Origin of the sequence: Gilliamella sp. ESL0254 (genome assembly GCF_013344985.1) — a bacterium.
Classification (GTDB): domain Bacteria; phylum Pseudomonadota; class Gammaproteobacteria; order Enterobacterales; family Orbaceae; genus Gilliamella; species Gilliamella bombicola.
On sequence record NZ_JAAEDU010000005.1, the window covers coordinates 37,036 to 59,687 of the forward strand.

Genomic DNA, 22,652 nt, shown 5'->3' on the forward strand with positions numbered 1-22,652 from the left:
ATTCCTATTATTTACAGTTACTCATCAGTATTTAACGGAAAATGGCAGGCGAAAAAATGGTCTTTTATCGGTATTAATTCTGGTGCCAAAATACATTTTTTTTGGGCATAGGGACATCTTGGTCCTAATCGACATCCAATCGGTAAATGTTCAAGTGACGGAATAACACCAGGTAAGGTATTTAACGGACTTTTATGTGGCATCGCTTTGCCAAAATCAGGGATCGCATAAATTAAAGCCTGAGTATAAGGATGATAAGGAGATCTAATTAAATCTTCACTATCAGCAACTTCAACTGTTTGCCCACAATACAGCACATTAATACGATCTGTCCATCGAGTTACCATCTGCAAGTCATGATTAATAAGCAAAATAGTGGTACCCATATTTTGATTCATACTAGCCAGCAACCTAAAAATTTGTGCTTCAGTCGTTGCTTCCATCGCATTTGTTGGCTCATCTGCAATCAGTAACTTGGGTTGATTAGCCAATGCAATTGCAATCATCACTTTTTGACACTCGCCTTCGGTCAATTCGAATGGATAAGATTTTAATATCTCTTTATGATGTTTAATACCAACTCGGTGCAACAGTTCAATAGCACGGTTTTTACGCCAAAATAGCCGCTGCCACCAATGCCCTTTAAAGGTTCGTTTTGGTATAGCCTCAATCAATTGTTGACCAATTTTCATTGAAGGATCTAAACAAGATTGCGGTTCTTGGAATATCATCGAAATATTATCACTAATTACTTTTCGACGTTGTTTAGGAGTTAACTTTAGTAAATCAATATTATCAAAATAAAATCGATCAGCAGAAATTTTCCAATTATGATTAGTTACCCCTAAAATAGCTTTAGCGATAAGACTTTTCCCTGAGCCTGACTCACCAACTAAGCCTCGAATTTCGCCTTCAGACAACTTCAAATTAACGCGATCAATTGCGCGCAAAAGGCCATCGGGAGTAATAAACTCAATGGTTAAATTTCGAATGTCTAATAATGCCATAATTAAGTTCCTGCTCGCCGACCATATAATCCAAAGTTAAATAAATAAACAAAAATTATTGTAGCAGACACCGCAATTCCAGGAGATAGAAAGGCTAAATAATTAGAGGCAATAATATCTTTCATTTGAAACATCATCATGCCTAAATCAGGTCGGGAAACATCATTAGCAAAACCTAAAAAAGTTATAGTGGTAAGAGATAAAATGATTGAACCAAATAACGAAACAATCTCGGTCAAATAGATAGGTAAAATATTAGGTAAAATAAAACGATTTAAAATTGAAAATGAAGATAAGCCATCCAATCTATAAGCTGTAATATATGTCTTATTCCATTCATTAATAACGCGTTGATGAATATTGTAAATAAAGCGTGGAGTATAAGATAATCCAACCACCAATAACATATTAGTAATATCATCTTCTAACAATAAGCTAATCACAATCACACCAAGTAATGGGGGGACTACCATACAAAATTTAAAAATGAATAAAACAAAAGGACGTATCAACGATATAAAAAACATTAAATAATTAATTAATCCGCCAATGACAACTACATAAAATACCACTTTTAATGTCATTGAAATAGTTGAGCGATATCCAATTAGCAAATAATCAAAAATATCTTGTCCTTTCGCGTTCGTACCTAATATATGATTGATATCACCATTAATCCACCAAGCGGGAGGTAATAATGCAGGATAGGTAGGATTTAAATGGGCATGAAAAAACCATTTAGTTGATAATGCGACAAAAGTAATCGCCAATATGCCATAAAAACCAACAATTAAATAGAGATTACCATGTAGCCGACTAAAACATGACTTAATGTTTTTCATTAAACTAGCTAGCCTAAACATAATATTCCTTATGGCGCAAAGGATAAATTGCAATCGCCGAAATTTCGCCTAATAACGTTAATAAACTAATAACCGTCCCACAAGCTAAAATAGCAATAGAAATAATAAAATAATTATGATGATGATAAGCAATCATTACCCACTGCCCAAGTCCTGCTCGATTAAATAAAATTTCAATAACCATCGTTGAAAATAACAGCGTTGTTGTATTATAAGTCAACTGTGGAATAGTGGCTGGGATTGAATTGGGTAACAAATGTCGACGTAAAATTTTAAACGGTGAACGCTCACGAATAATCGCCATTTTTATAAAATTTTGTCTTGATGTGTTTTTTACATTTTGACCTATTAATTGAATGGTCATAATGCTTGGCTGAATAGCTAAAAGAATGATTGGTAAAATTAAATAATGAAATTGCTCAAACAACTCTTGCCATTTAGATGCTTTTGTTGAAGCCAAGATCTCCAGTAAAGAAGTCCCAGTAACTGATGGTGATATATCAAAATTCATCGATATAGTCCAAGTCGGCGACAGACAATACATAACAACAATAACTAACATAACGATAGGACAAGAATATAATAATAAAGACCCTAAGCGAATCATATTATTCAACCAGTTAATATTACTCAGTCCAAGAAAAATTCCTAAAGGTAATCCAACAAGTAGAGCTACGAATAAAGCAAGGATACAAAGTTCAAATGTAGCCAATAATGTCTGAAAAAAAAGTACTGTTTCCCCCGTTAACAACCTAAATTCACCTTGCAGCAACTGCTTAAAAAAAGCACTATAGGCATCAATAAAATTTAGATTATGAAAGTTAGACATTGAATAAGGAGTAAAATAAACTAAACAGAAGCTAATCTGAGCCAGTACGCAGATAATAAATAAAAACGTTACTATTCTCTTAAAAATATAGATAATCATTATTTATCTTTATCACTATTATAAATAAACAAAACACGGTGACAAACGCTCACCGTGTTTTAATTTATCTATTGATTAATCCGGCATCACCGGTTTACTTGCTGCGGCATACGCATGATCTTGCGCACTTAAACCACCAGCATTACCTTTACCTTCAAAGTGATAATCTGACTCTTCACGTAATTTTATTCCAACATCAGAAGTTTCATACTCTGGTGCTGGCGCTTTAGCCATTGCTGAAGAAGAATAACCTGTTAATTGTAAATCATGAGTTATCTGATCAGTTCCATCACTAATTTTTTCGCTATCTCCAAAATTTTCTTGAACATTTGTAGATAAAGAAATTTTTGACTGTTCATCAATTGTGACAGTATCAACACTATGACTATTTACATCTTCGTCATTTTTAACAATAACAGGAATTAAAAGCGAAGGAATAACAGGCACAACACTATTTGGTTCATCATTTACTATTTGGCTGTAATCGACAACAACTCGACCCAATGCTAATTCTAATGATGCAGCAGCAAATGATAACGGCATTGGAGACTGCTTTAATTCCACATTACGAACACGACGTTTATTACGTTGACCATTCATTCGCAAATGCCTAGATGTGCGACGCTGACGCTTTGATTGATTTTCTGATGTAATATGGTCTTCAGTTTCTTTAGTAACAATAACCGGCAACAACAAAGAAGGAATGATTACTCTTTCTTGCTGAGATTGTACAGTTATATCAGTATTTTTTACACGAACACTTTTAGCTAATACACGTTGTTGACGTCTTGGTTTTGCTTCGCGCTGTTTTGGTAGCACTGCTTCGTCAGCGACTTTATCTACCTTAATATTATTTGTTGAATTTGACAAATTCGCATTTGATTTAGCTCTACGATTATTATTTCTACTCGGCTCTTTCGTCTCATCAAGAGTACCTGCTGTAACAACATTAGCATTGCTAGCCGCACTACTATTTCGGTTATTACGTTGACGTCGATTATTTGAACGCTGATTATCTCGTCTTTTGGCTGTCTTTGGTTTAACTTCTGGCTCTGGCTCTGCTTTTTCTGTAACAAACAACTTACGTAGTTTACCAAATAGCCCACTAAATAAACCTTCTGATTTTTTAGTTTTTGGCGCTAATTTTTCTTTTGGAGCGACAGAAGCTTCAACTTTAGGGCCGGATAATACGGCTTGTTCAACAATAACTTCAACAGCTTGTTGTTCATCTTCCTCTTCTTCAAGTTCACGAATTAGTTTTGGAAGATTATAACTCAGTACGTCCGTTTCTTCGCCTCTACGCTTACGGATAACCTTATACAACGGTGTTTCCATCTCTTCGTCGCCAGCAATCACAATTTTGACATCTGGATGCATGCTTTCAATGTTATTAATAGCACGACGTTTTTCGTTAAGTAAATAGCTCGCTATAGGTACTGGTACGATGACATCGATTTGTACAGTATTATCTTTCATCGCTTCTTCTTGAATTAACCGAAGGATAGACAAAGATAATGAATTGTTATCACGAACCGTACCTGTGCCTTGACAACGAGGGCAAATATGATGTGTTGCTTCACGTAAAGAAGGACTTAAACGTTGACGAGACATTTCAAGTAAACCAAAACGCGAAATGCGAGTGGTTTGAATACGTGCTCGATCAGTTTTCATCGCCTCTTTTAAGCGATTTTCGACTTCACGTTGATTACGAATTGGCGTCATATCAATAAAATCAATAACAATCAAACCACCTAAGTCACGCAAACGTAACTGACGCGCAATTTCTTCTGCTGCTTCAAGATTAGTATTAAAAGCGGTTTCTTCAATATCGCTACCACGAATCGACTTAGCCGAGTTAATATCAATCGCCGTAAGTGCTTCGGTGGTATCAATAACAATCGAACCACCAGAAGGTAAACGCACTTCACGCTGAAATGCCGACTCAATCTGCCCTTCAATTTGGAAATGGTTAAATAAAGGCACATCACCATCATAAAATTTAAGGCGATTAACATATTCAACGCGACCTAAATCAGCTAACCGTTTTTTTGCTATTTCAAGCACTTTCGAGTTATCAATTAAAATATCACCAACATCATCACGTAAATAATCACGAAATGCGCGAGTAATAATATCGCTTTCTTTATGAATTAAACTTGGGGCAGGGTGCTTTTTAGCCTCATTTTGAATGGCAGTCCAATAGTTAACTAATGCATCTAAATCTTGTTGCAACTCTTCTTGGCTTTTACCAACCCCTGCTGTTCGAGCTATAACACCCATACCTTTGGGTTTTTCGATAGCATCAATAATACGTTTAAGATCCGCTCTTTCTTCGCCTTCTATACGACGCGAAACACCACCAGCACGTGGATCATTAGGCATTAACACTAAATAACTACCAGCTAAACTAATATAAGTGGTTAAAGCCGCACCTTTTTTACCTCGAATCTCTTTTTCAATTTGGACAAGAACTTCTTGACCTTCTTGTAGATGCTTAATACTACGACGACCAGAAATATTAGATGGGAAATAACTTTCTGCAATCTCCTTTAAAGGTAAAAACCCATCACGTTCCCCACCGTAAGAAACAAAAGCCGCCTCTAAACTTGGATTGATTTTAGTGATTTTACCTTTATAAATATTCGCTTTTTTTTGCTCATGCCCAAGGCTTTCAATATCTAAATCATACAAGCGTTGGCCATCAACAAGCGCAACACGCAGCTCTTCTTGCTGGGTTGCGTTGATTAGCATTCTTTTCATTATTCTACACTCTTCATTAATCTTAATTAACTTGTAGGTAGAATCTTATTATTGATAAGTGATTATTTTAACAATGATGAATAATGGTACTTAACTAAATATTTTATATACGGTATTCATTATTTTATTTATGTTATTTTTGTTATTATTTTATGTGAAACCGATACTACTTAATCAACATCAATATAATACGCTAGGCAAAATATTAAATTAAAAGACACTAAATACTTTGCAAAAAAACTAATTGTATAATTTATTGACATTGTTATTATCGTTAATTTGCAAACCGCTATATTTTACTGGTTTGGCAAATAAACTAAATCTTTATGCAACTGTTTAAAATAAACGTATTATCTAATTATAATGATTCTACTTACACTATTTTATTTTGACAAACTGTAATGTCTAACGCCATTGCTGCATTACAAGGATAAAATTATCCCTCTCTATTATTAACGTTTAGGCAAAGGATAGCAAGAAAATTAAACTCGCTATTTTATAAACAATATAATTATCCATTTTTCTTATTTCTAATTAACCTTTACCAAATTATAAATAACTTATCTTAAGTCGCTTAAAATCTTATATTAAAACGGCGACTAATCTGAATCATTTTTACAAAACTTTCTCTTAATAATTACCAAATTAAAAAAAACATTGATACGATTATGTATAGCCGAATTTAACCAGTATAATTATGATTAAATAACGTAATAATCTAAATATGAGATATATTTGTTTATGGACTCTACTGATAAAACTGCTTTACTTAATTTTACAACTCGCTGGATTGAGCAATTTAAATACGCCCCACAAAGTGAAGATCTCCATGCAATACCTTCACCTTGTATTTTAAAAACTGAAAAATTAACAGTATATTGGCAACCTTTCTTATTGGAACCGCCTCGAAACTTAACCATTATTGAACAAGTTATTGGCATTAAATTACACCCAAGTACGCATATTTTTTACGGGACACAATACGCGGGCAATATGACAGCTAAGTTTAATGACACTAATTTAGTTTTGATCCAAGCTTGGAATGATGATGATTTTTCAAACTTAGAACAAAATTTAATTGCTCATTTATCTCAACAAAAAAGATTAAAACGCATACCGACTATTTTTATTGCCTCAACAGATGACAGCACTAAAATTATTTCAATAAACAACTTAACCGGCGAAGTAGTAAAAGAAGATTTAATTACAGGTGAATTAACAACCTTAACTAATGATTTGATTTCATTTTTTAACCAAATTACTATTTTTCGCTAAATATAGAAAAGCAAAAACTAAAGAAATTTTTACAAAAACACACTTATAGAATACCACTATCGAAATTGTAACTTACAAAATAATGTGTATATAATGCGTTAACAGTCATTAGATCTGATAGGTGAATTATGTTTGAATATTTAACAGCAGCTCCAGCCGATCCTATTTTAGGGCTAGCCGATCTTTACAACAAAGACGAACGCACTAATAAAATCAATCTAAGTGTTGGTGTCTACAAAGATGAAACCACCAAAACACCTATTCTAGAAAGTGTAAAAAAAGCAGAACACTTCTTATTAACTAATGAAACCTCAAAAAGCTACTTAGCAATTGACGGTGACAATACCTTTAATACAGCAACCCAACGACTACTTTTTGGTCATGAAAATGAACGAGCCAAAACCGCCCAAGCACCGGGGGGAACTGGCGCCTTACGAATTATGGCCGATTTTTTAGCTCGCAGAACAAAAGTAAAACGCGTTTGGATCAGCAATCCATCTTGGCCAAATCATCGTAGTGTATTTCAAATGGCAGGGCTTGAAGTTCGTGAATACCAGTATTACGATCCTCAGACTCACAGCCTTAATTTTGATGCAATGATGAATAACTTAAGCCTTGTTGCCTCAGGGGAAGCAGTGTTATTCCATGGTTGCTGTCACAACCCAACGGGTATTGATCCAACCCCAGAACAATGGCAAGCTATCTCGGACTTAGCCTTAAAAAATGGTTGGTTACCACTATTTGACTTAGCTTACCAAGGCTTTGGACAGGGTTTAGAAGAAGACGTCTATGGGCTACGGTTATTTGCGAACAACCATCCTGAGCTTCTTATTGCTAGCTCATATTCTAAAAATTTTGGCTTATATAATGAACGAGCTGGAGCATTTACCTTAATTGCTGCCAATGCTGAAATTGCCGATCGCGCTTTTAGTCAGGTAAAAACCATCATTCGAGCGAATTATTCTAACCCACCAGCCCATGGTGCTAAAATAGTCTCGTATATTTTAAACAATGATGAATTAAAAGAAGAATGGATTGATGAATTAACCAATATGCGCCAACGCATCCACCGCATGCGCCAACTATTTGTGAAAACCTTACAAGATAAAGGTGCTAATCAAGATTTTAGTTTTATTGTCAAACAAAATGGCATGTTCTCGTTTAGCGGTTTAAGTGAAGAGCAAGTCCTAAAATTACGTAGCGATTACGGCATCTATATTGTTAATTCCGGACGTATCAATGTCGCAGGTATGACGTTAGATAACATGTCTAGACTTTGCGAATCAATTGTTCAAGTCCTATAAAAATTGTTGTTTAAGTCACAAGAAAAACACTCAAATAACCAAAACAAAATTTTTGTTTTGGTTATTTTCTCTTGGTTTGTTATAACTTGTTTATTTTATTTTTAATTATTATTAAGACGATAGCTAACCATATGAAGCAAACTAAAAAATAAAAAACAAATAAAATCAATAGCTTTCCTGAACGTTTTTTTTCAAAAGATTAACTTGTTTAGTGTTCCCTTCCTCACGACTTAAAAAGTATCCTGATTACGACTTAAGCACAAAAATTACCCTTTTTCATTAAGCCTTTATTCCAATTGGTTATATCCATAGACAAACAGATTATTAGACGATCTCCCAATAATTACTAATAATTATTTAATAGAATAATTACCATGATTGAGGATAGTTGGGTGGCGTCACATATTTTAGATTTTTTAATTTTAGGCAATAACTTTGGTACGAGCGAAATGAGGGCGATCTGGTCAGAACAAAATCGCCTGCAAAAACAAGTAGAGGTCGAAGTTGCTTTAGCTCAAGCAGAAGGTGAGCTAGGTGTAATTCCCGCTGAAGCTGCCAATGCAATCATAGCCAAAGCCGATGCAACTAAACTATCAATTGAACACATTGCCGAAGAAGCGGCAAAGGCCAAACACTCGTTAATGTCGACCATTAACGCACTACAAAAACAAGTAGGTGATGCCGGTCAATATATTCATTACGGGGCAACCACACAAGATATTGTCGATACTGCAACTGTTTTACAATTAAAACAATCATTTGTTGTCATTGAACGCGATAGCAAACAGGTGGCACTCGAACTAAAACGTTTAGCCAAACAGTATCAATATTTACCCATGGTTGGGCGTACGCATGGCATGCAAGCGCTTCCCACAACCTTTGGCTTTAAACTTGCAGTATGGTTAGATGAATTTATTCGGCACTTACAACGTTTAAGTGAAATCAAACAACGGGTATTAGTCGGTAATATTAGTGGCGCAATTTGTACGTATGCATCAATGGGCAAGCTAGGACCACAAGTTGAATCGCGAGCGTTAACGTTACTCGGACTAAATACCCCTAATATCGGTTGGCAAGCGGCGCGTGATCGTTTTTCTGAATATGCATCAGTCATCGGGCTAATCAGTGGCACATTAGGCAAAATAGGCAATGAATTTTACAACTTGATGCGTACTGAAATTAACGAAGTTGAAGAACCCTTCTCAGCAGGAAAAATTGGTTCAACCACCATGCCACATAAACGCAACCCAGCAGCATTAGAAGGTTTAGCCAGTTTGACGGCTCCACTTTTAAAAAGCGTCGCATTAATTCACGAATCAATGAAAGTTGAACATGAACGCGATGCCATGAGTTGGCGTGCAGAATGGATCGCACTACCTGAAATTAACCTTTACATTTCAGCGCAACTACAAACAGCGTTAGCTGTACTTAAAGGTCTAAAAGTCAATTCTGATCGGATGTTAGCTAACTTATCACTACAAAATGGCTTGCTGTTATCAGAAAAAGTCATGTTCGAAATTGGTAAGCGATTAGGCAAACAAACTGCTCATCAACTGGTTTATCAAAGCGCCATGAAAGCGTTTGAACAAAATCGACCATTTAAAGATATATTATTAGAAGATCCAAGTTTAAACAAAGAATTTACCGAATCCGAGCTTGATACTTGGTTAGATCCAATTAACTATCTTGGCTCTGCTCCTGAAAAAGTAGCACAAGTCATTCAATACGCTGAACAGTGTGGAGTATTAGCATGAGTTTTCGCTTAATGACTGATAAAGATATTCCAGCTTATCAAGCCCTACTGCATAGTGCTTATCAAGCCACAACTCAATTAGGCATTCATTTTGCCGCAGCAACAATCAAGCAATCGCAGATTGCTGAGCATATTGAGTCTAATGCCGTGTATTTATTTGAAAAAGATGGTGAACTACTATCAACTTTAAGCATTCGCTTTCCATGGGGCAATAACCCAGGACCTTATGGGTTACCCCATTTAGGTTGGTTTGCAACCGATCCACGTTATAAAGGTCAAGGCTATGGTAATGCATTATGGGATTTTGTTGAACAGCAAATTTTAATTAACCAACTAAAGTTACCTGCCGTCACGTTAGGCACCGCCGCAAATCATCCATGGCTTGCCCAGACGTATATAAATAAAGGCTATAAAAAAATAGGGCAAGCGGATTTAACTCCAGATCATACTACGCTCTATTTTGAAAAAATTTTAAATCATAAAAGCTATACCGAATGGAAAAAAAGGAGTAATAAACAATGAAAAAAATAAGTACACTACTGTCCGCTCTTTTATTAACTAGCCTAACCTTAATGGGTTGTGATAATCAATCTAGCCATCAAGTCACAGAGCAAAATATTATTAAAGTAGGTTCTACAGGACAAAGCTACCCAAACGGTTATAAACAAGATGGCAAATTAGTCGGATTTGATGTTGAAGTTACCGAGGCGATTGCCAAAGAATTAGGCTATAAAGTCGAATGGAACATTGCCGAATTTGGTGGCTTAATGGGACAATTTGATTCTGGGCGGTTAGATACTATAGCCAATGCGGTTGCAGTTACACCTGCTCGTCAAGCCAAATATGATTTTTCCAACACCTATAGCTTTTATGGTAGTCAAATTGTGACTCACAAAGATAACAATAATATTAATCAATTATCTGATTTTAAAGGCAAAACTATTGCTGGTGTGCTAGGCTCAAATCATATAAACAATCTAAAAAAAGCCTTTCCTAACAATGAAATCACCATCAAGACCTATGAAACACGAGATGGTGCAATGTATGACACAGAGTATCAACGAGTTGATGGCTATGTTAATTCAAAACCGATATTACTGGCTGAAATTAAGCGTAAAAATCTACCGTTCAAATTAGTGGGTGAACCCATTACTATTGAGCAAGTCGCATTTCCATTTAGTAAAGATGAAAAAGGTCAAGCACTGCGTGAAAAATTCAATCAAGCCATCGAAAAGTTACGCACTAATGGCACATTGAAAAATCTGGCAATTAAATATTTTGGTGAAGATATTACCTTATGAATTTTAATGTAAACTATTTTTTAAGTGTGTTTCCGCAGATATTGCCTTATCTGCCGGTTACCCTTTTTATTACCATCGTATCGATTATGTTTGCCATTATATTAGGGTTAGCTATTGCATTACTGCGTAGCAATAAAATAATCATTATCGATACTATTTTTGCACTGTTTATATCTCTGTTTAGAGGAATACCCTCCGTTGTTTTACTGTTTATTATTTATTACGGATTACCGCAGATTTTTCCTGTTTTAAAACATATGGGGGCAACAACGGCAGCCATTATCTGCTTTAGTTTAAAATATTCCTCCTATTTAGCCGAAATTTTCCGAGCAAGTTTAGAATCGGTTGATCACGGGCAGAAAGAAGCAGGGCTAACAGTAGGTTTAAGTAAAATACAAGTTTACCGCGGTATTATACTGCCCCAAGCCATGGTCAATGCCTTACCGAACACCGGTAATATGTTCATCTCATTACTTAAAGATTCGTCTGTTGCCTTTTTTGTTGGCGTACAAGAACTATTAGCAGCAGGAAAAATGTTAACGGCTAACTCATTCCTCTACTTTGAAACCTATTTAGCTGTAGGCATTGTTTACTGGTTAACTGTTGTTATCTATTCTTGGATACAAAAACAGTTAGAGCAGAAACTCACGGCCCCCTATCATCGTTAAGGAGACGGGTTATGATTACGGTATCACATTTATCTAAACGCTTTGCTAATAATGAAGTTTTGAAAGAGATCAACCTAAACATTGAACAAGGCGAAGTGGTTGCAATTATTGGACCTTCAGGATCAGGCAAATCGACCTTATTACGTTGCTTAAATTTATTAGAAAAACCAAACACCGGCACCATTCAAATTGGCACAGCAATGCTAGATGCTAAACATTATAGTAATAAAGAAGAAACCCATTTACGCAAGCAATCTGCAATGGTCTTTCAACACTACAATTTATTTAAAAATAAAACCGCATTAGAAAATATCACCTATCCATTAATTGTTGGACAAAAGATAGATAAAAAAGAGGCAGAACAACTTGGTCTATCATTATTAGAACGCGTTGGTATGTTACCTTACGCCACACAATATCCCATAACCTTATCTGGTGGTCAGCAACAGCGTGTTGCAATCGCAAGAGCACTTGCAGTCAGACCAAAAGTATTATTATTTGATGAGCCAACATCCGCACTTGATCCCGAGCGTGTACACGAAGTACTACAAGTAATGCTACAGCTAGCTAAAGAAAATATCACAATGATTATCGTAACCCACGAAATGGAGTTTGCTAAATATGTTGCAGACCGAGTTATTTTTATGGCTGACGGCGTAATTGTTGAACAAGGACCAGCAAAATCAATAATTGATAATCCACAAAATGAAATAACACAACGCTTTTTACGCCAATTAACCGATGAAATCGATTTTGAAATTTAACGATTAAAAACTGACTTAACCACAAAATGAGTTTTTAATCGTTAAAGCTTTAAAAGATATGACAATAAAAATGTATGCAGATCTAAACCGACCGCAAGCGCACGAATATCTTTCAATAAATTATCTGTGGTCTTTTGGTCACCTACGGCTTTGACCAACTTCAATGATAATTCTCGCTGACTGTATGGATTTTTTGGCGAACCTTTTGGAAGGTCAATTCTTTGGTTCAACTTTTCACCTGTACTATTAACAATCTCAACAACAACATAACGTTGATTATACGCCTGTGGATGGGGGGTAAGTTGTATTTGATAGCTTCGTTTCATCTTCTGCATCAAATTTTTTATGCCATTTGCAATAGGTTTTGCTGAAAACTGTTCAAAACTAAGTGGCAACCCTAAAAGAGTTAATGCTAAAACATACTCAGCCGAAAAACGCCCTTGTTCAGCAAGCAAAGGCATTTGATAAATTAACGCTGCATCACTTTGTGGTGGAGAAAAAAAGATAGTGATACTCTCAATCTTATCAACACTAAAGTTAGCATTCCGATAAAGCAATTGCCCCGCATCAGCAATATAAGCAGCAGCTGAACAATAAGAATAATTTTTAAACCATAATCCGGGATGCACAATCTTCCAAGTTTTACCCCAATGACTTAAATCAAAACGTGTATTACCTTGTCCATAAATAGCCAAAAAACCTAATTTGTCATCTAAAAAATCCTGATCGGCATGTATACCCGCTCTTAACCACTCAACCGCTTGTATGGCATGCTGGGCTGCTATCCCAGCATGCAAAAACTTAATCGGCGTGCCCATTAACAAACGCATACCTGATGCTTGAGTCGCCGCTAACGTTAATGCTTGCGATAAAAACGACTCATCATAGAGATAACAAATAGCCGCTGTTGCCGCAATCCCACCCAAAGTAATAGTTGCATGCCAACCTTTTTCATAATGCTGTGGATTAATGCTTTGTCCCAATAAGGCCATCACTTCGATACCAATAACATAAGCGGTTAAAAAACGCCGGCCATCAATTGTTTGCTCAGCATTATCTAATCGAACACTGGCAATAAGTGCAGATAAAATAACGGCAGAGGGGTGACCGCGAACATCTGAATGTACATCATCATAATCTAAACAATGGGCTTGAAAACCATTAAGTAGCGCGGCTTGCCTTGCGCTAGCTAACTTTTTTTGACCAATTAGCCAAGCTCTGGCATTACCGCCTTCATCTGCTATCCATGCTAGCAATTTATGAACATCATCTTCATGGCAAGCTTGTAAAGTGCAAGCAAAATAATCAGTTATCCCATTAATAGCACAATCAATAACTTGAGGGTCACTGATTATTGGCGTATTTCTGATTAAAAAACTTAACTGTTGACCTAAATTCATGCAAAACTCTCAAACTCAGCAAAGTCGATAAGTGATTAGTGAAACTGGTTTACTTTGGAATAGCTAAAATAACGTATAATTAGCCACAGGTTAAAGATTAAGTAGTTATATTCTAATAACCTAAAATCATAACGTATACGCCATTGATATAATCATTTTTAGCCATTATTTTATATGTTAAAATACTTCCTACAAAAAATAATCAAATCAAAAATTTAACATCTTATTATGTCAACTTGTTATATCGCCTTAGGCAGTAATCTTGAAGATCCATTGTCACAAGCCAATCGTGCAATTGCGGCATTAAAGCAGCTATCTAACACAACAGTTACGGCTATTTCTCCTTTTTACCGAAGCAAACCTCTTGGTCCACAAAACCAAAATGATTATCTTAATGCCGTCATAGAACTAACGACAAATTTATCTCCGATTGAACTACTTGACGAACTACAATCCATAGAAAAAGCGCAAGGTCGTGTACGTAAAGACAATCGATGGGGTGCTCGAACCTTAGATCTTGATATTTTATTGTATGACAACTTAGTACTAGAAAGTGAAAGGCTCACCGTTCCACACTACCACATGAAAAACAGAGAATTTGTGCTCTACCCACTGTATGACATCAGTCCTGAACTTGTTTTACCAGATAACGATAAGCTGTACGACTTAGTAACTAAATGCCCTAAAAATGGATTAAAAAAGTGGGAATAGCTACTTATCTTAATTAATAACATACAGTTGCACTATTTCGCTTATTTTTTGTACATAAAAAATAATAAAAAAAATTTGCCAATAGCTAATTTATTGATATAGTTTACCGCTTGCAAATAATCTGTACTTAAGGGGATTGCTGTGAAAAAGGAAAAAAAGTTAAATACATCTTCTCTTAGCCTGCTTTCAATTGCGGGGCTTGAGCCTTATAAAGAAAAACAAGGCGAGGAGTACATGAACCCTAAACAATTAAAACATTTTGAATTGATATTAAAAGCATGGCTTACTCAATTACAAGATGAAATGGGGAAAACAGTTTCTCACATGCAAGATGAAGCTGCGAATTTTCCTGATCCAGCCGATCGAGCAACACAAGAAGAGGAATTTAGTTTAGAATTACGTGCTCGAGATAGAGAACGAAAACTGATCAAAAAAATCGAAAAAACATTAAAGAAAATTGAATCAGACGACTTTGGTTATTGTGAATCTTGTGGCGTTGAAATTGGCATTCGTCGCTTAGAAGCAAGACCAACAGCAGATTTATGTATCGATTGTAAAACACTTGCGGAACTTCGCGAAAAACAGATGGGCATGTAACACCAGCTCCATCCATCATTCTCAACTAGACCTATGCATTATATCGGTCGTTTTGCCCCTTCACCATCAGGACCATTACATTTTGGTTCGTTGGTAACGGCGCTGGGGAGTTATCTCCAAGCTAAATCTTGCCTCGGTAAATGGTTGGTTCGTATTGAAGATATCGACCCACCACGAGAAGTCAAAGGGGCATCATCACTAATATTAAAAACTCTTGAAGCACTAAATTTATATTGGGATGATGAGGTTTTATACCAATCATCGTGCAGCAAACGTTATCAAGCCATTTTACAAACGCTCATTGATAATCAACAAGCCTATTATTGTGATTGTACTAGACAGCGAATTCAAAATCTGAGCAATGGTATTTATGATAATTTTTGTCGTGAACGGCATTTATCTAGCAATAATAAACAAGTTGCCATTCGTTTAAAACAAAATCATCCTGTTTTTGAATTTACTGATCAAATTCTTGGCTTACAAACCGTCGAAAAAGCTAACGCACAAGAAGATTTTATTATTCATCGTAAAGATGGCTTATTTGCCTATAATTTAGTGGTGGTATTAGATGATCATCAGCAAGGTATTACTGAAATTGTGCGTGGAGCAGATTTATTACCGGTTACCGCTAAACAAATCTCACTGTATCAACTGTTCGGCTTTCCTGTGCCAAGCTACTGCCATTTACCGCTAGTACTCGATAACAACGGCAATAAGCTATCAAAACAAAACCATGCCAACCCGATTGATTTAAACAATCTTAAAGCATTAACTGTTCAAGCTCTGCAATTTTTAGGGCAATGTGTACCACAAGATTGGCAAGATGCCACACAACAGCAACTTTTAGATTGGGCAATACAGCATTGGCAACTGATGAATGTACCAAAACAAAATACCCAATTATCCACCAATATAGGATAAATTAGGCGTAATACCGACATTATGAGCATGTAACAGATGTTTTTCTGGTTTGATCATTAGCGAAGAAAAGATTCTTGCAATTAATTGTTGCTGTTGCGCTGGACTTTGGAGCAAATCACGCAAATCAACGGCGGCATCACCAAACAAACAATAATGCAACTTACCTATTGATGATACGCGCAATCGATTACAACTTTTACAGAAATCTTTTGAATACGGCATAATCAGCCCAATTTTGCCTTGATAGTCGTCATGAACATAAACTTTAGCTGGACCTGATAGCGGATTTTTAGATTGCAATTGCCAACCCTGTGCAATTAGCTGTGTTTCAATCAAACTACCGGACTGGTGATAGCGATTAAACACATCAAGGCTTTCACCAGTTTCCATCAGCTCAATAAAACGTAATTCGACTGGATGACATTTAATCCATGACAAATAATCATCTAAATTATCATTCATATTTTTCATCAAAACGGTATTAATTTTGACTTTTTTTATACCTACTTCTAATGATCTATCCACACATTGCATTAGTTCTTTAAGCTTATCTTGACCGGTAATTAATTTAAATAAATGCGGAGACAGACTATCAATACTAATATTGATCGCATTCAAACCTGCTTGATGCCAATTATGAATATTTTTTAATAAACGAGAACCATTGGTTGTAATGGCGAGTTCTTTCACACTTGGGTAAGCAGAGATCATCGACAAAATATCCATAAAATCACGACGCAAAGTGGGCTCGCCACCTGTTAACCGAATTTTACGCACACCAAGTTCAGTAAATGTTGCAACAACATTATTAATCTCACTGAGCGACAAAAATTTATGAGCCTTGTTAGGTCGATAACCATTGGGTAAACAGTACTGACACTGAAAATTACACAGCTCGGTAATCGACAAACGCAGATATTGAAATCGACGCTGATAATTATCAACTAATTGCATATATTTAAACACCTTATCCAAATCGGGAAGCATAGCCATTTCTGTGCTATACCGCGGCTAATCCACCATATGAATTGAAATATCACTTAGGCAAAAGAGCTTCAGAGTTTGATTCAGTCTAACATAGACTTTATTTTTTGACTATGAACAAATCGACCTTTGCAAGCGACCTTGTTATCCGGCAATGAAGACTTACTTATAGACAAGGTATTCATAAGAAAAATATTTATACATACCTAATATCTTATTTATTATGAATAAATAAATTTACATTATGCTAATTTATGCTATTTTATAAATTTGATTTAATTCATTGACTATATTATAGATTATAATCAGCAACCGGTAATAAACCAAGGAATAGAGTTTAAGTTGTCGCATAGTAGATGTTTTCAATAACAGCGTGTTTATAGAAAACAGATTAACTATCAATAAATCGTGCAATTAAATCATTCATTTCCAAATGAGCATCGTTTATCTAACAACTTAATCAAAAATAAAATTGAAAAGGAAAATTACTTACCATAATGAATAAAAAAATAATCAAGCTCGTCCAATACCTAACAAACTTAAGCTTATTATTATCTTCAACATTCGCGTTAGCTGATAATGCTAGCCAATATATTACTTATAACAACCTACTATTTGATCGTGATGGCACAGTAATTATTGATAACAGCCAAAAAATTAACTCAATAACATACAAAGATCATTATTGGATTGTGCAGTTAACCAATAGTAGCGATAGCCTCCTCTACAGCAATATAAGAAAGATAGATAATTTTAAATTTGCTTTTGAAAAAAAAGGCGACATATTGAAGTTTAAAACCATTGACACCTTAACTTATCTAGGCGAAGAACGAATAGCCTATTATTATCAAGACACAAAATTATCGGTTGTCATTGATACCGATGGTAATCTAATTACACCCAAAGGGCGTTATTATCTCGAAATCGGCCCCTTCATTAACGGTTATGCCGAAGTAACTACCCCAGAATATGATGAAGGCTATTTAAATCTACAAGGTAAATTTTTTAAAAAACTCCCTAAAACAACACTGACACAAAAAACGCAATCCCAAACCAAACCACAATGCAAAATAATCACATCCGATACAATAATGCAGCTATGTAAAAAAAATAACAGCCAATATCTAGTTAATAGCAAAACAGGCAAAGAAACCGATGTTGGTTCCAAAGCGTGGACGACTAATTTTGATTGCATCCCCAAAAACCTTTCAGCAGGTTATTTTTGGCTAGGCAATTATCAAGATGGTTATCATGTTTATCAAATTTATGATTATGATGGGAAAATGCATTATCAAAATCAGTACTATGCCGTATCGCCTTTATATGGTACAGCAAGTTGGGTACAAGATAGTGATAATTCTAAAAAACGTTTGATTGATATTACGGGCAAAACAATTGGTGAATATAATAATTATACCCTTCTTCAAGTTGGCACAGAAAAACTCTACTATGCCCAAAAAACCACTCCAAAAAATAAAGATAAAAATAGTGATAGTGATAATGATAATGATAAACAAATATTATTATCGATCTTTGATGTAAATGGCAACATCTTACTTTACGAAGACATCGTTGGTTCAGAACAAAACAGTCACTGTCATCGCGATGTAAAAGTATTAAAAAATGCAGAAAACAAAATAGTCTGGCCAACAGACCTTGAGCGAGAATGTCTTTTAGATCGTTATATTCAATCAGCAAAAACCGATAACGACAACAGTTATCGACATAAAAAGCAAGAAAGTAAAGCGATTGAAATACCAAAAGATAAAGTTCCCGAAATCAGCCGCTATTTTACACAAATTCAATCCAACAAAAATACCAATCCATTTACATTCGAAAAAGGTGATATTTATCTTACAGGTCCCAACACAACTAAAATTGAAGGTATCGCAGAACTAAGTATACCGGAAGGATATATATATAGTGAAAAATACAACCCATCTAACACAGAACATTGTGACAGGTTTGTCGCGCCAGCTTATGACAATCAAAACCGATTATGTATAAATGTTTATAAACTCGGATTTATTGACTTACTTGAAGTCAAAAAGTTATTTGATGACAAAACCAACATCGAAAATTTAAAAACAAAAATTTCTTCAAGAATAGAAGATTATAAAGAATACAAAGACTATCAAAAATTTGAATGGTTAATCGACCCTGAATTTGATTTTGAAAACCAAAGTTTAAAATTCGGCTATCGATATCACATAGCAGAAAGCGATCAAAACAGAACCAGTCAAATTATCGAATATATAAAATTTGCCAAAGACCACATCATTGTGTTTAAAAACGATTATTACGACGATTATAACGATTTTAAGCCCATGGAATTTGATTGGCTTAATCGCATTAAGGTTTTTGAAAAGGCCGATATCAGCTCGACTTATCCTTGCAGCAAATTATCAATAAAAGACTCGGCATTATCTGCCAATAAATTTATTTATTTAGATAAAGAATTTTGCTTTCCACTACCGATAACCACACTCTTTGAAAAATATCCGACGCAAACTGAATTAAATAGTTACCATGAGTTATTTTCCTTCAGGGAAAACCGATACCCAATAAAAGAGGGAAAAACCTTATGGAATTAATAAAATATCTTCTCAGCACAATAGCTGTAACAATAATCGGACTCACTCTAAATGCGTGTGATGCTCCGCCACAACAAAGCCAATCCGAACTCGAAAAACTGCCCGAGGTTTTTAATTTAACTGAACAACAATGGCAAAATGAAATCCAACAACGATTTGACACCATAAACGGTAATGGCGAACCAATAAAATGCATATCAATAGTAATGACTGCGCCTTATTATATATTTGACAGACGATACGACTCTGACACATTGATCCTATTACAAACGTTAACAGAAGCAGGCTTGTTAACAGAACAAATTGAAATTAGCGGAATGGATAAAAATAGCATCGTTTATATCTATAACCTTACCGAAGAAGGCAAAAAATACTATAGAAAATGGCCTAACTTGAGTTCGTCAGGATTTTGTTTTGGCAAAGTGATTGTCAAGTCGGTAACCAAAATAACGCCGTATAGCAATTATATTGAAATTGAATATCAATATGTTATTGATAAATTACCCCCCAAATTAATACCCCAAAATGAATTAAAAACCGATACCGTAAGGTTTTATTATGATGAACAAACAAAAAAGCTCTATAGCCGTGGTATTGGCTTAATTGTTAAAAACTATTGGGATTAATTATCATGAATCTAAAATATCCACTGATAACTACTTTCAGCTTACTACTATTTGGTTGCAATAATGTAGATTATAAGCAAACGCTACAAGAAACTTTAAGTAGAGAAGATAATCGTGCATTATGTTATTTCCTGCCAAATAACCAAAACATCTTTCCTAACGATGTGTTTTTCGATAAACAAACTGAAATACTCGACCTATTTGTCGATCTCAAATTCTTAAAAACCAAAAACATCACAGCCCAATATTATGATGCCAATACAGATATAACCACCCTGCCTAGATCCCCCACCAAAATTGAAGGATTAAGATATCAATTAACTGAAGAAGGGAAAAAATACTTTATCGGCAGTAAAGGGGCATTCTGCTTTGGTAATATAATCCTAGATAAAATCGAGAAAACTCAAAGCGTCAAAATAGAATATACCAACTACCAAGTCGACTCAGGAAAATGGGTCTATTATTACTATCATTATACGAATATTCCCGCTTGGGCACAGGATAAGCGACTGGAACAATACTATAAAAGAATTTCACTCAACAACGAAATCCTCTTTGATGCAAGAGCAACGTATTTTGACTCAAAAGACACCTACGACACAGGAATTGAACAAACAGATCTCATCACCTTAAAGCATTAACAAAATACAAAAAATAGCACGGACAAAAAGTAGAAAAGCATACCGTGCTATCACTCACGTTAGCGTATTTATTATTATCGTATTCCGTTTTCATATTAAAAAACATCTTTGCTAGGCAACTATTCTTTGTTTACTTCGTCTTAATTAAGTCAGCATACCATTCACCGCTCAACGATAAGCAAGTAAAACACGCCCCCTAAGGATAGACACATAGTCCATGATAATTGCCAGTAGCCGGATTACCTTTGTAAACTCGTCCGTTATATGAATAGACATAAAATACACTCGAACTAGTAACATCACTTGTCCAATAAGCAAAATTAGAAAAACCCGCACCAGAATAATTTGACATACGCCCCCATTCGCTGAACAAACCAGCATTAATTCGACGCTGGTAATAGCTACCACTTGATGGCGGTGTAGCGCCAACTGAGCCTTGACAATAGCTATTATTGCCACAAACGGCATTGGTGACATCGTTTACTTTTATCATTCGGTAACCTAAACTAGTACACCAAGCGGTTATGTTAGCCGCTTTCGCGGTTCTCAAGCCGCGGTTAACAAACCACTTCTGTAAAACAAATCCATATTTTACAACGGTTCTACCACTACTATCTTTACCTTCTAATTCGAATATTTGGGGTAAAACCGGTATGCCGGCTTGAAGTCGGCCAGGTAAATCATTACTCTGTTCATCGTTAGTGGCTGCAGGACCGGTTAACATGACACGCACACTAGTACCGCTGGCATTAGGCGTCATATTGGCGGTTATACCCCCCTGAGTGACAGGAGCCCAAGTCAGCAGCCCACTTCCTCCTATGTCCAAATCAAAGTATAAACCATTAGCCCCCACAGTTGGAAAGTTAAGATTATAAGAATCGGAAGAGGTAGATTGGCTGATAAATCCTTTCCTTGTATCCCACATATCAGCAGGACCAGCAAACCTACCAACACCTTCTTGCAACCCGGGCTTGGCATAACAGACTTTAGCGGATAATGTTGGATTGATGTAATAAGTTACTGTATCAGCAGTAAATATGCTACGGTTAGGCACACCATACTGGGTAGTTAAACTACCATTAGTGTTACGTAATACTAATTTATAAGGTGCATTACAAATATCTAAGGTATCATTACGAGCAACGGTTTTATTATTTTTATCCCGAATATCAACAGTTAAACGGCCTGTTGCGGTTACACCTCTAGTTCCTTGCCCATCGCCATCATCATCCCCCCAATAGTTATACCTTGCATTAACAAGCGAGCTTAGCGGTATAGAGTTTCTTGTTACTGGCATCAACATACCCACATCAGTAAAAGTTTCGTTTACATTAGGCAATACTATTGGGTTTATGATCGTCGAAAAGTTGGTTGAAGGAGTGATTGTTGTACCGTCAGATAAAGTAATACCTAACAAACTATCAGTCGTAGTGGCTTTGGTTCGTCCACCATCAAACGTAAAATATGGCGCCGAGCCATTAATAGAATTGGTAGTATTGGTAGTATTGACGGATAATGCCTGCAAACTGACGGAATATGGCAGCAAAATCAACGA

Annotated in this window: 20 protein-coding genes and 1 riboswitch; of the genes, 13 read left to right on the plus strand and 7 right to left on the minus strand. The window is 35.6% G+C overall.

Annotation, left to right across the window (positions count from 1 at the left end; all coding sequences use genetic code 11):
• Positions 1-17 precede the first annotated feature (17 nt).
• The 4 genes from GYX25_RS09990 to rne form a co-directional block, all read right to left on the minus strand.
• Positions 18-1,007 (minus strand): peptide ABC transporter ATP-binding protein, encoded by a 990-nt coding sequence (locus GYX25_RS09990; protein ID WP_091350065.1) that lies wholly within the window; start codon positions 1,005-1,007, stop codon positions 18-20.
• Between the two features lie 2 nt (positions 1,008-1,009).
• The gene (locus tag GYX25_RS09995; RefSeq protein ID WP_167349342.1) at positions 1,010-1,849 is read right to left on the minus strand and encodes an ABC transporter permease subunit; all 840 of its coding nucleotides are present in this window, start codon (positions 1,847-1,849) and stop codon (positions 1,010-1,012) included.
• Between the two features lie 13 nt (positions 1,850-1,862).
• Complete coding sequence (locus tag GYX25_RS10000) at positions 1,863-2,798, minus strand: ABC transporter permease subunit (protein ID WP_091350072.1); 936 nt, start codon at positions 2,796-2,798, stop codon at positions 1,863-1,865.
• A gap of 75 nt (positions 2,799-2,873) precedes the next feature.
• The gene (gene rne / locus GYX25_RS10005) at positions 2,874-5,558 is read right to left on the minus strand and encodes a ribonuclease E (RefSeq protein ID WP_091350131.1); all 2,685 of its coding nucleotides are present in this window, start codon (positions 5,556-5,558) and stop codon (positions 2,874-2,876) included.
• Between the two features lie 741 nt (positions 5,559-6,299).
• Between rne and syd the strand changes: the two genes are divergently transcribed.
• The 7 genes from syd (at position 6,300) to GYX25_RS10040 (ending at position 12,623) form a co-directional block, all read left to right on the plus strand.
• A complete protein-coding gene (gene syd / locus GYX25_RS10010; RefSeq protein ID WP_091350076.1) occupies positions 6,300-6,833 on the plus strand; it encodes a SecY-interacting protein in 534 nt (177 codons plus the stop codon).
• Between the two features lie 128 nt (positions 6,834-6,961).
• On the plus strand, positions 6,962-8,137 hold the full coding sequence (locus GYX25_RS10015; RefSeq protein WP_091350078.1) for an amino acid aminotransferase: 1,176 nt from the start codon (positions 6,962-6,964) through the stop codon (positions 8,135-8,137).
• A 392-nt stretch (positions 8,138-8,529) separates the two neighbouring features.
• The gene (gene purB / locus GYX25_RS10020) at positions 8,530-9,891 is read left to right on the plus strand and encodes an adenylosuccinate lyase (protein WP_091350134.1); all 1,362 of its coding nucleotides are present in this window, start codon (positions 8,530-8,532) and stop codon (positions 9,889-9,891) included.
• Entirely contained in the window at positions 9,888-10,412 is a 525-nt protein-coding gene (locus GYX25_RS10025; protein ID WP_091350081.1) for a GNAT family N-acetyltransferase, read from the plus strand. The genes purB and GYX25_RS10025 overlap by 4 nt, the downstream gene beginning before the upstream one ends.
• Positions 10,409-11,191, plus strand: coding sequence for an amino acid ABC transporter substrate-binding protein (locus GYX25_RS10030; RefSeq protein WP_091350085.1), 783 nt, complete (start codon positions 10,409-10,411; stop codon positions 11,189-11,191). Before GYX25_RS10025 ends, GYX25_RS10030 begins: the two co-directional genes overlap by 4 nt.
• Positions 11,188-11,859 carry an amino acid ABC transporter permease gene (locus GYX25_RS10035; RefSeq protein WP_091350088.1) on the plus strand — a complete coding sequence of 224 codons (672 nt, stop codon included), beginning with the start codon at positions 11,188-11,190 and terminating at the stop codon, positions 11,857-11,859. Before GYX25_RS10030 ends, GYX25_RS10035 begins: the two co-directional genes overlap by 4 nt.
• Positions 11,860-11,870: 11 nt before the next feature.
• On the plus strand, positions 11,871-12,623 hold the full coding sequence (locus GYX25_RS10040; RefSeq protein ID WP_160403327.1) for an amino acid ABC transporter ATP-binding protein: 753 nt from the start codon (positions 11,871-11,873) through the stop codon (positions 12,621-12,623).
• A gap of 41 nt (positions 12,624-12,664) precedes the next feature.
• Here GYX25_RS10040 and GYX25_RS10045 read toward each other — a convergent pair whose 3' ends face one another.
• Positions 12,665-14,023, minus strand: coding sequence for an MmgE/PrpD family protein (locus GYX25_RS10045; RefSeq protein WP_174787295.1), 1,359 nt, complete (start codon positions 14,021-14,023; stop codon positions 12,665-12,667).
• A 228-nt stretch (positions 14,024-14,251) separates the two neighbouring features.
• Here GYX25_RS10045 and folK point away from each other — a divergent pair, with 228 nt between their 5' ends.
• The 3 genes from folK (at position 14,252) to gluQRS (ending at position 16,252) form a co-directional block, all read left to right on the plus strand.
• Positions 14,252-14,734 (plus strand): 2-amino-4-hydroxy-6-hydroxymethyldihydropteridine diphosphokinase, encoded by a 483-nt coding sequence (folK, locus tag GYX25_RS10050; RefSeq protein ID WP_091350098.1) that lies wholly within the window; start codon positions 14,252-14,254, stop codon positions 14,732-14,734.
• Between the two features lie 141 nt (positions 14,735-14,875).
• The gene (gene dksA, locus GYX25_RS10055) at positions 14,876-15,331 is read left to right on the plus strand and encodes an RNA polymerase-binding protein DksA (protein ID WP_091350103.1); all 456 of its coding nucleotides are present in this window, start codon (positions 14,876-14,878) and stop codon (positions 15,329-15,331) included.
• 33 nt (positions 15,332-15,364) lie between these two features.
• Positions 15,365-16,252, plus strand: a complete 888-nt coding sequence (gluQRS, locus tag GYX25_RS10060; protein ID WP_174787296.1) for a tRNA glutamyl-Q(34) synthetase GluQRS — start codon at positions 15,365-15,367, stop codon at positions 16,250-16,252.
• On the opposite strand, the gene moaA is transcribed toward gluQRS, so the two are convergent.
• The gene (moaA, locus tag GYX25_RS10065) at positions 16,232-17,206 is read right to left on the minus strand and encodes a GTP 3',8-cyclase MoaA (protein WP_174787297.1); all 975 of its coding nucleotides are present in this window, start codon (positions 17,204-17,206) and stop codon (positions 16,232-16,234) included. The two genes, gluQRS and moaA, sit on opposite strands and share 21 nt — an antisense overlap.
• Positions 17,200-17,325: riboswitch (molybdenum cofactor riboswitch) on the minus strand. It overlaps the preceding gene by 7 nt.
• A 408-nt stretch (positions 17,326-17,733) precedes the next feature.
• On the opposite strand from moaA, the gene GYX25_RS10070 reads away from it, so the two are divergent.
• The 3 genes from GYX25_RS10070 to GYX25_RS10080 are packed head-to-tail and all read left to right on the plus strand — an operon-like array spanning position 17,734 to position 21,097.
• A complete protein-coding gene (locus GYX25_RS10070) occupies positions 17,734-19,830 on the plus strand; it encodes a hypothetical protein (protein WP_174787298.1) in 2,097 nt (698 codons plus the stop codon).
• Complete coding sequence (locus GYX25_RS10075) at positions 19,821-20,456, plus strand: hypothetical protein (protein WP_174787299.1); 636 nt, start codon at positions 19,821-19,823, stop codon at positions 20,454-20,456. Before GYX25_RS10070 ends, GYX25_RS10075 begins: the two co-directional genes overlap by 10 nt.
• Positions 20,457-20,461: 5 nt before the next feature.
• A complete protein-coding gene (locus GYX25_RS10080; protein ID WP_174787300.1) occupies positions 20,462-21,097 on the plus strand; it encodes a hypothetical protein in 636 nt (211 codons plus the stop codon).
• A gap of 196 nt (positions 21,098-21,293) precedes the next feature.
• Here GYX25_RS10080 and GYX25_RS10085 read toward each other — a convergent pair whose 3' ends face one another.
• Positions 21,294-22,643 (minus strand): hypothetical protein, encoded by a 1,350-nt coding sequence (locus tag GYX25_RS10085; protein ID WP_174787301.1) that lies wholly within the window; start codon positions 22,641-22,643, stop codon positions 21,294-21,296.
• Positions 22,644-22,652: the final 9 nt, after the last annotated feature.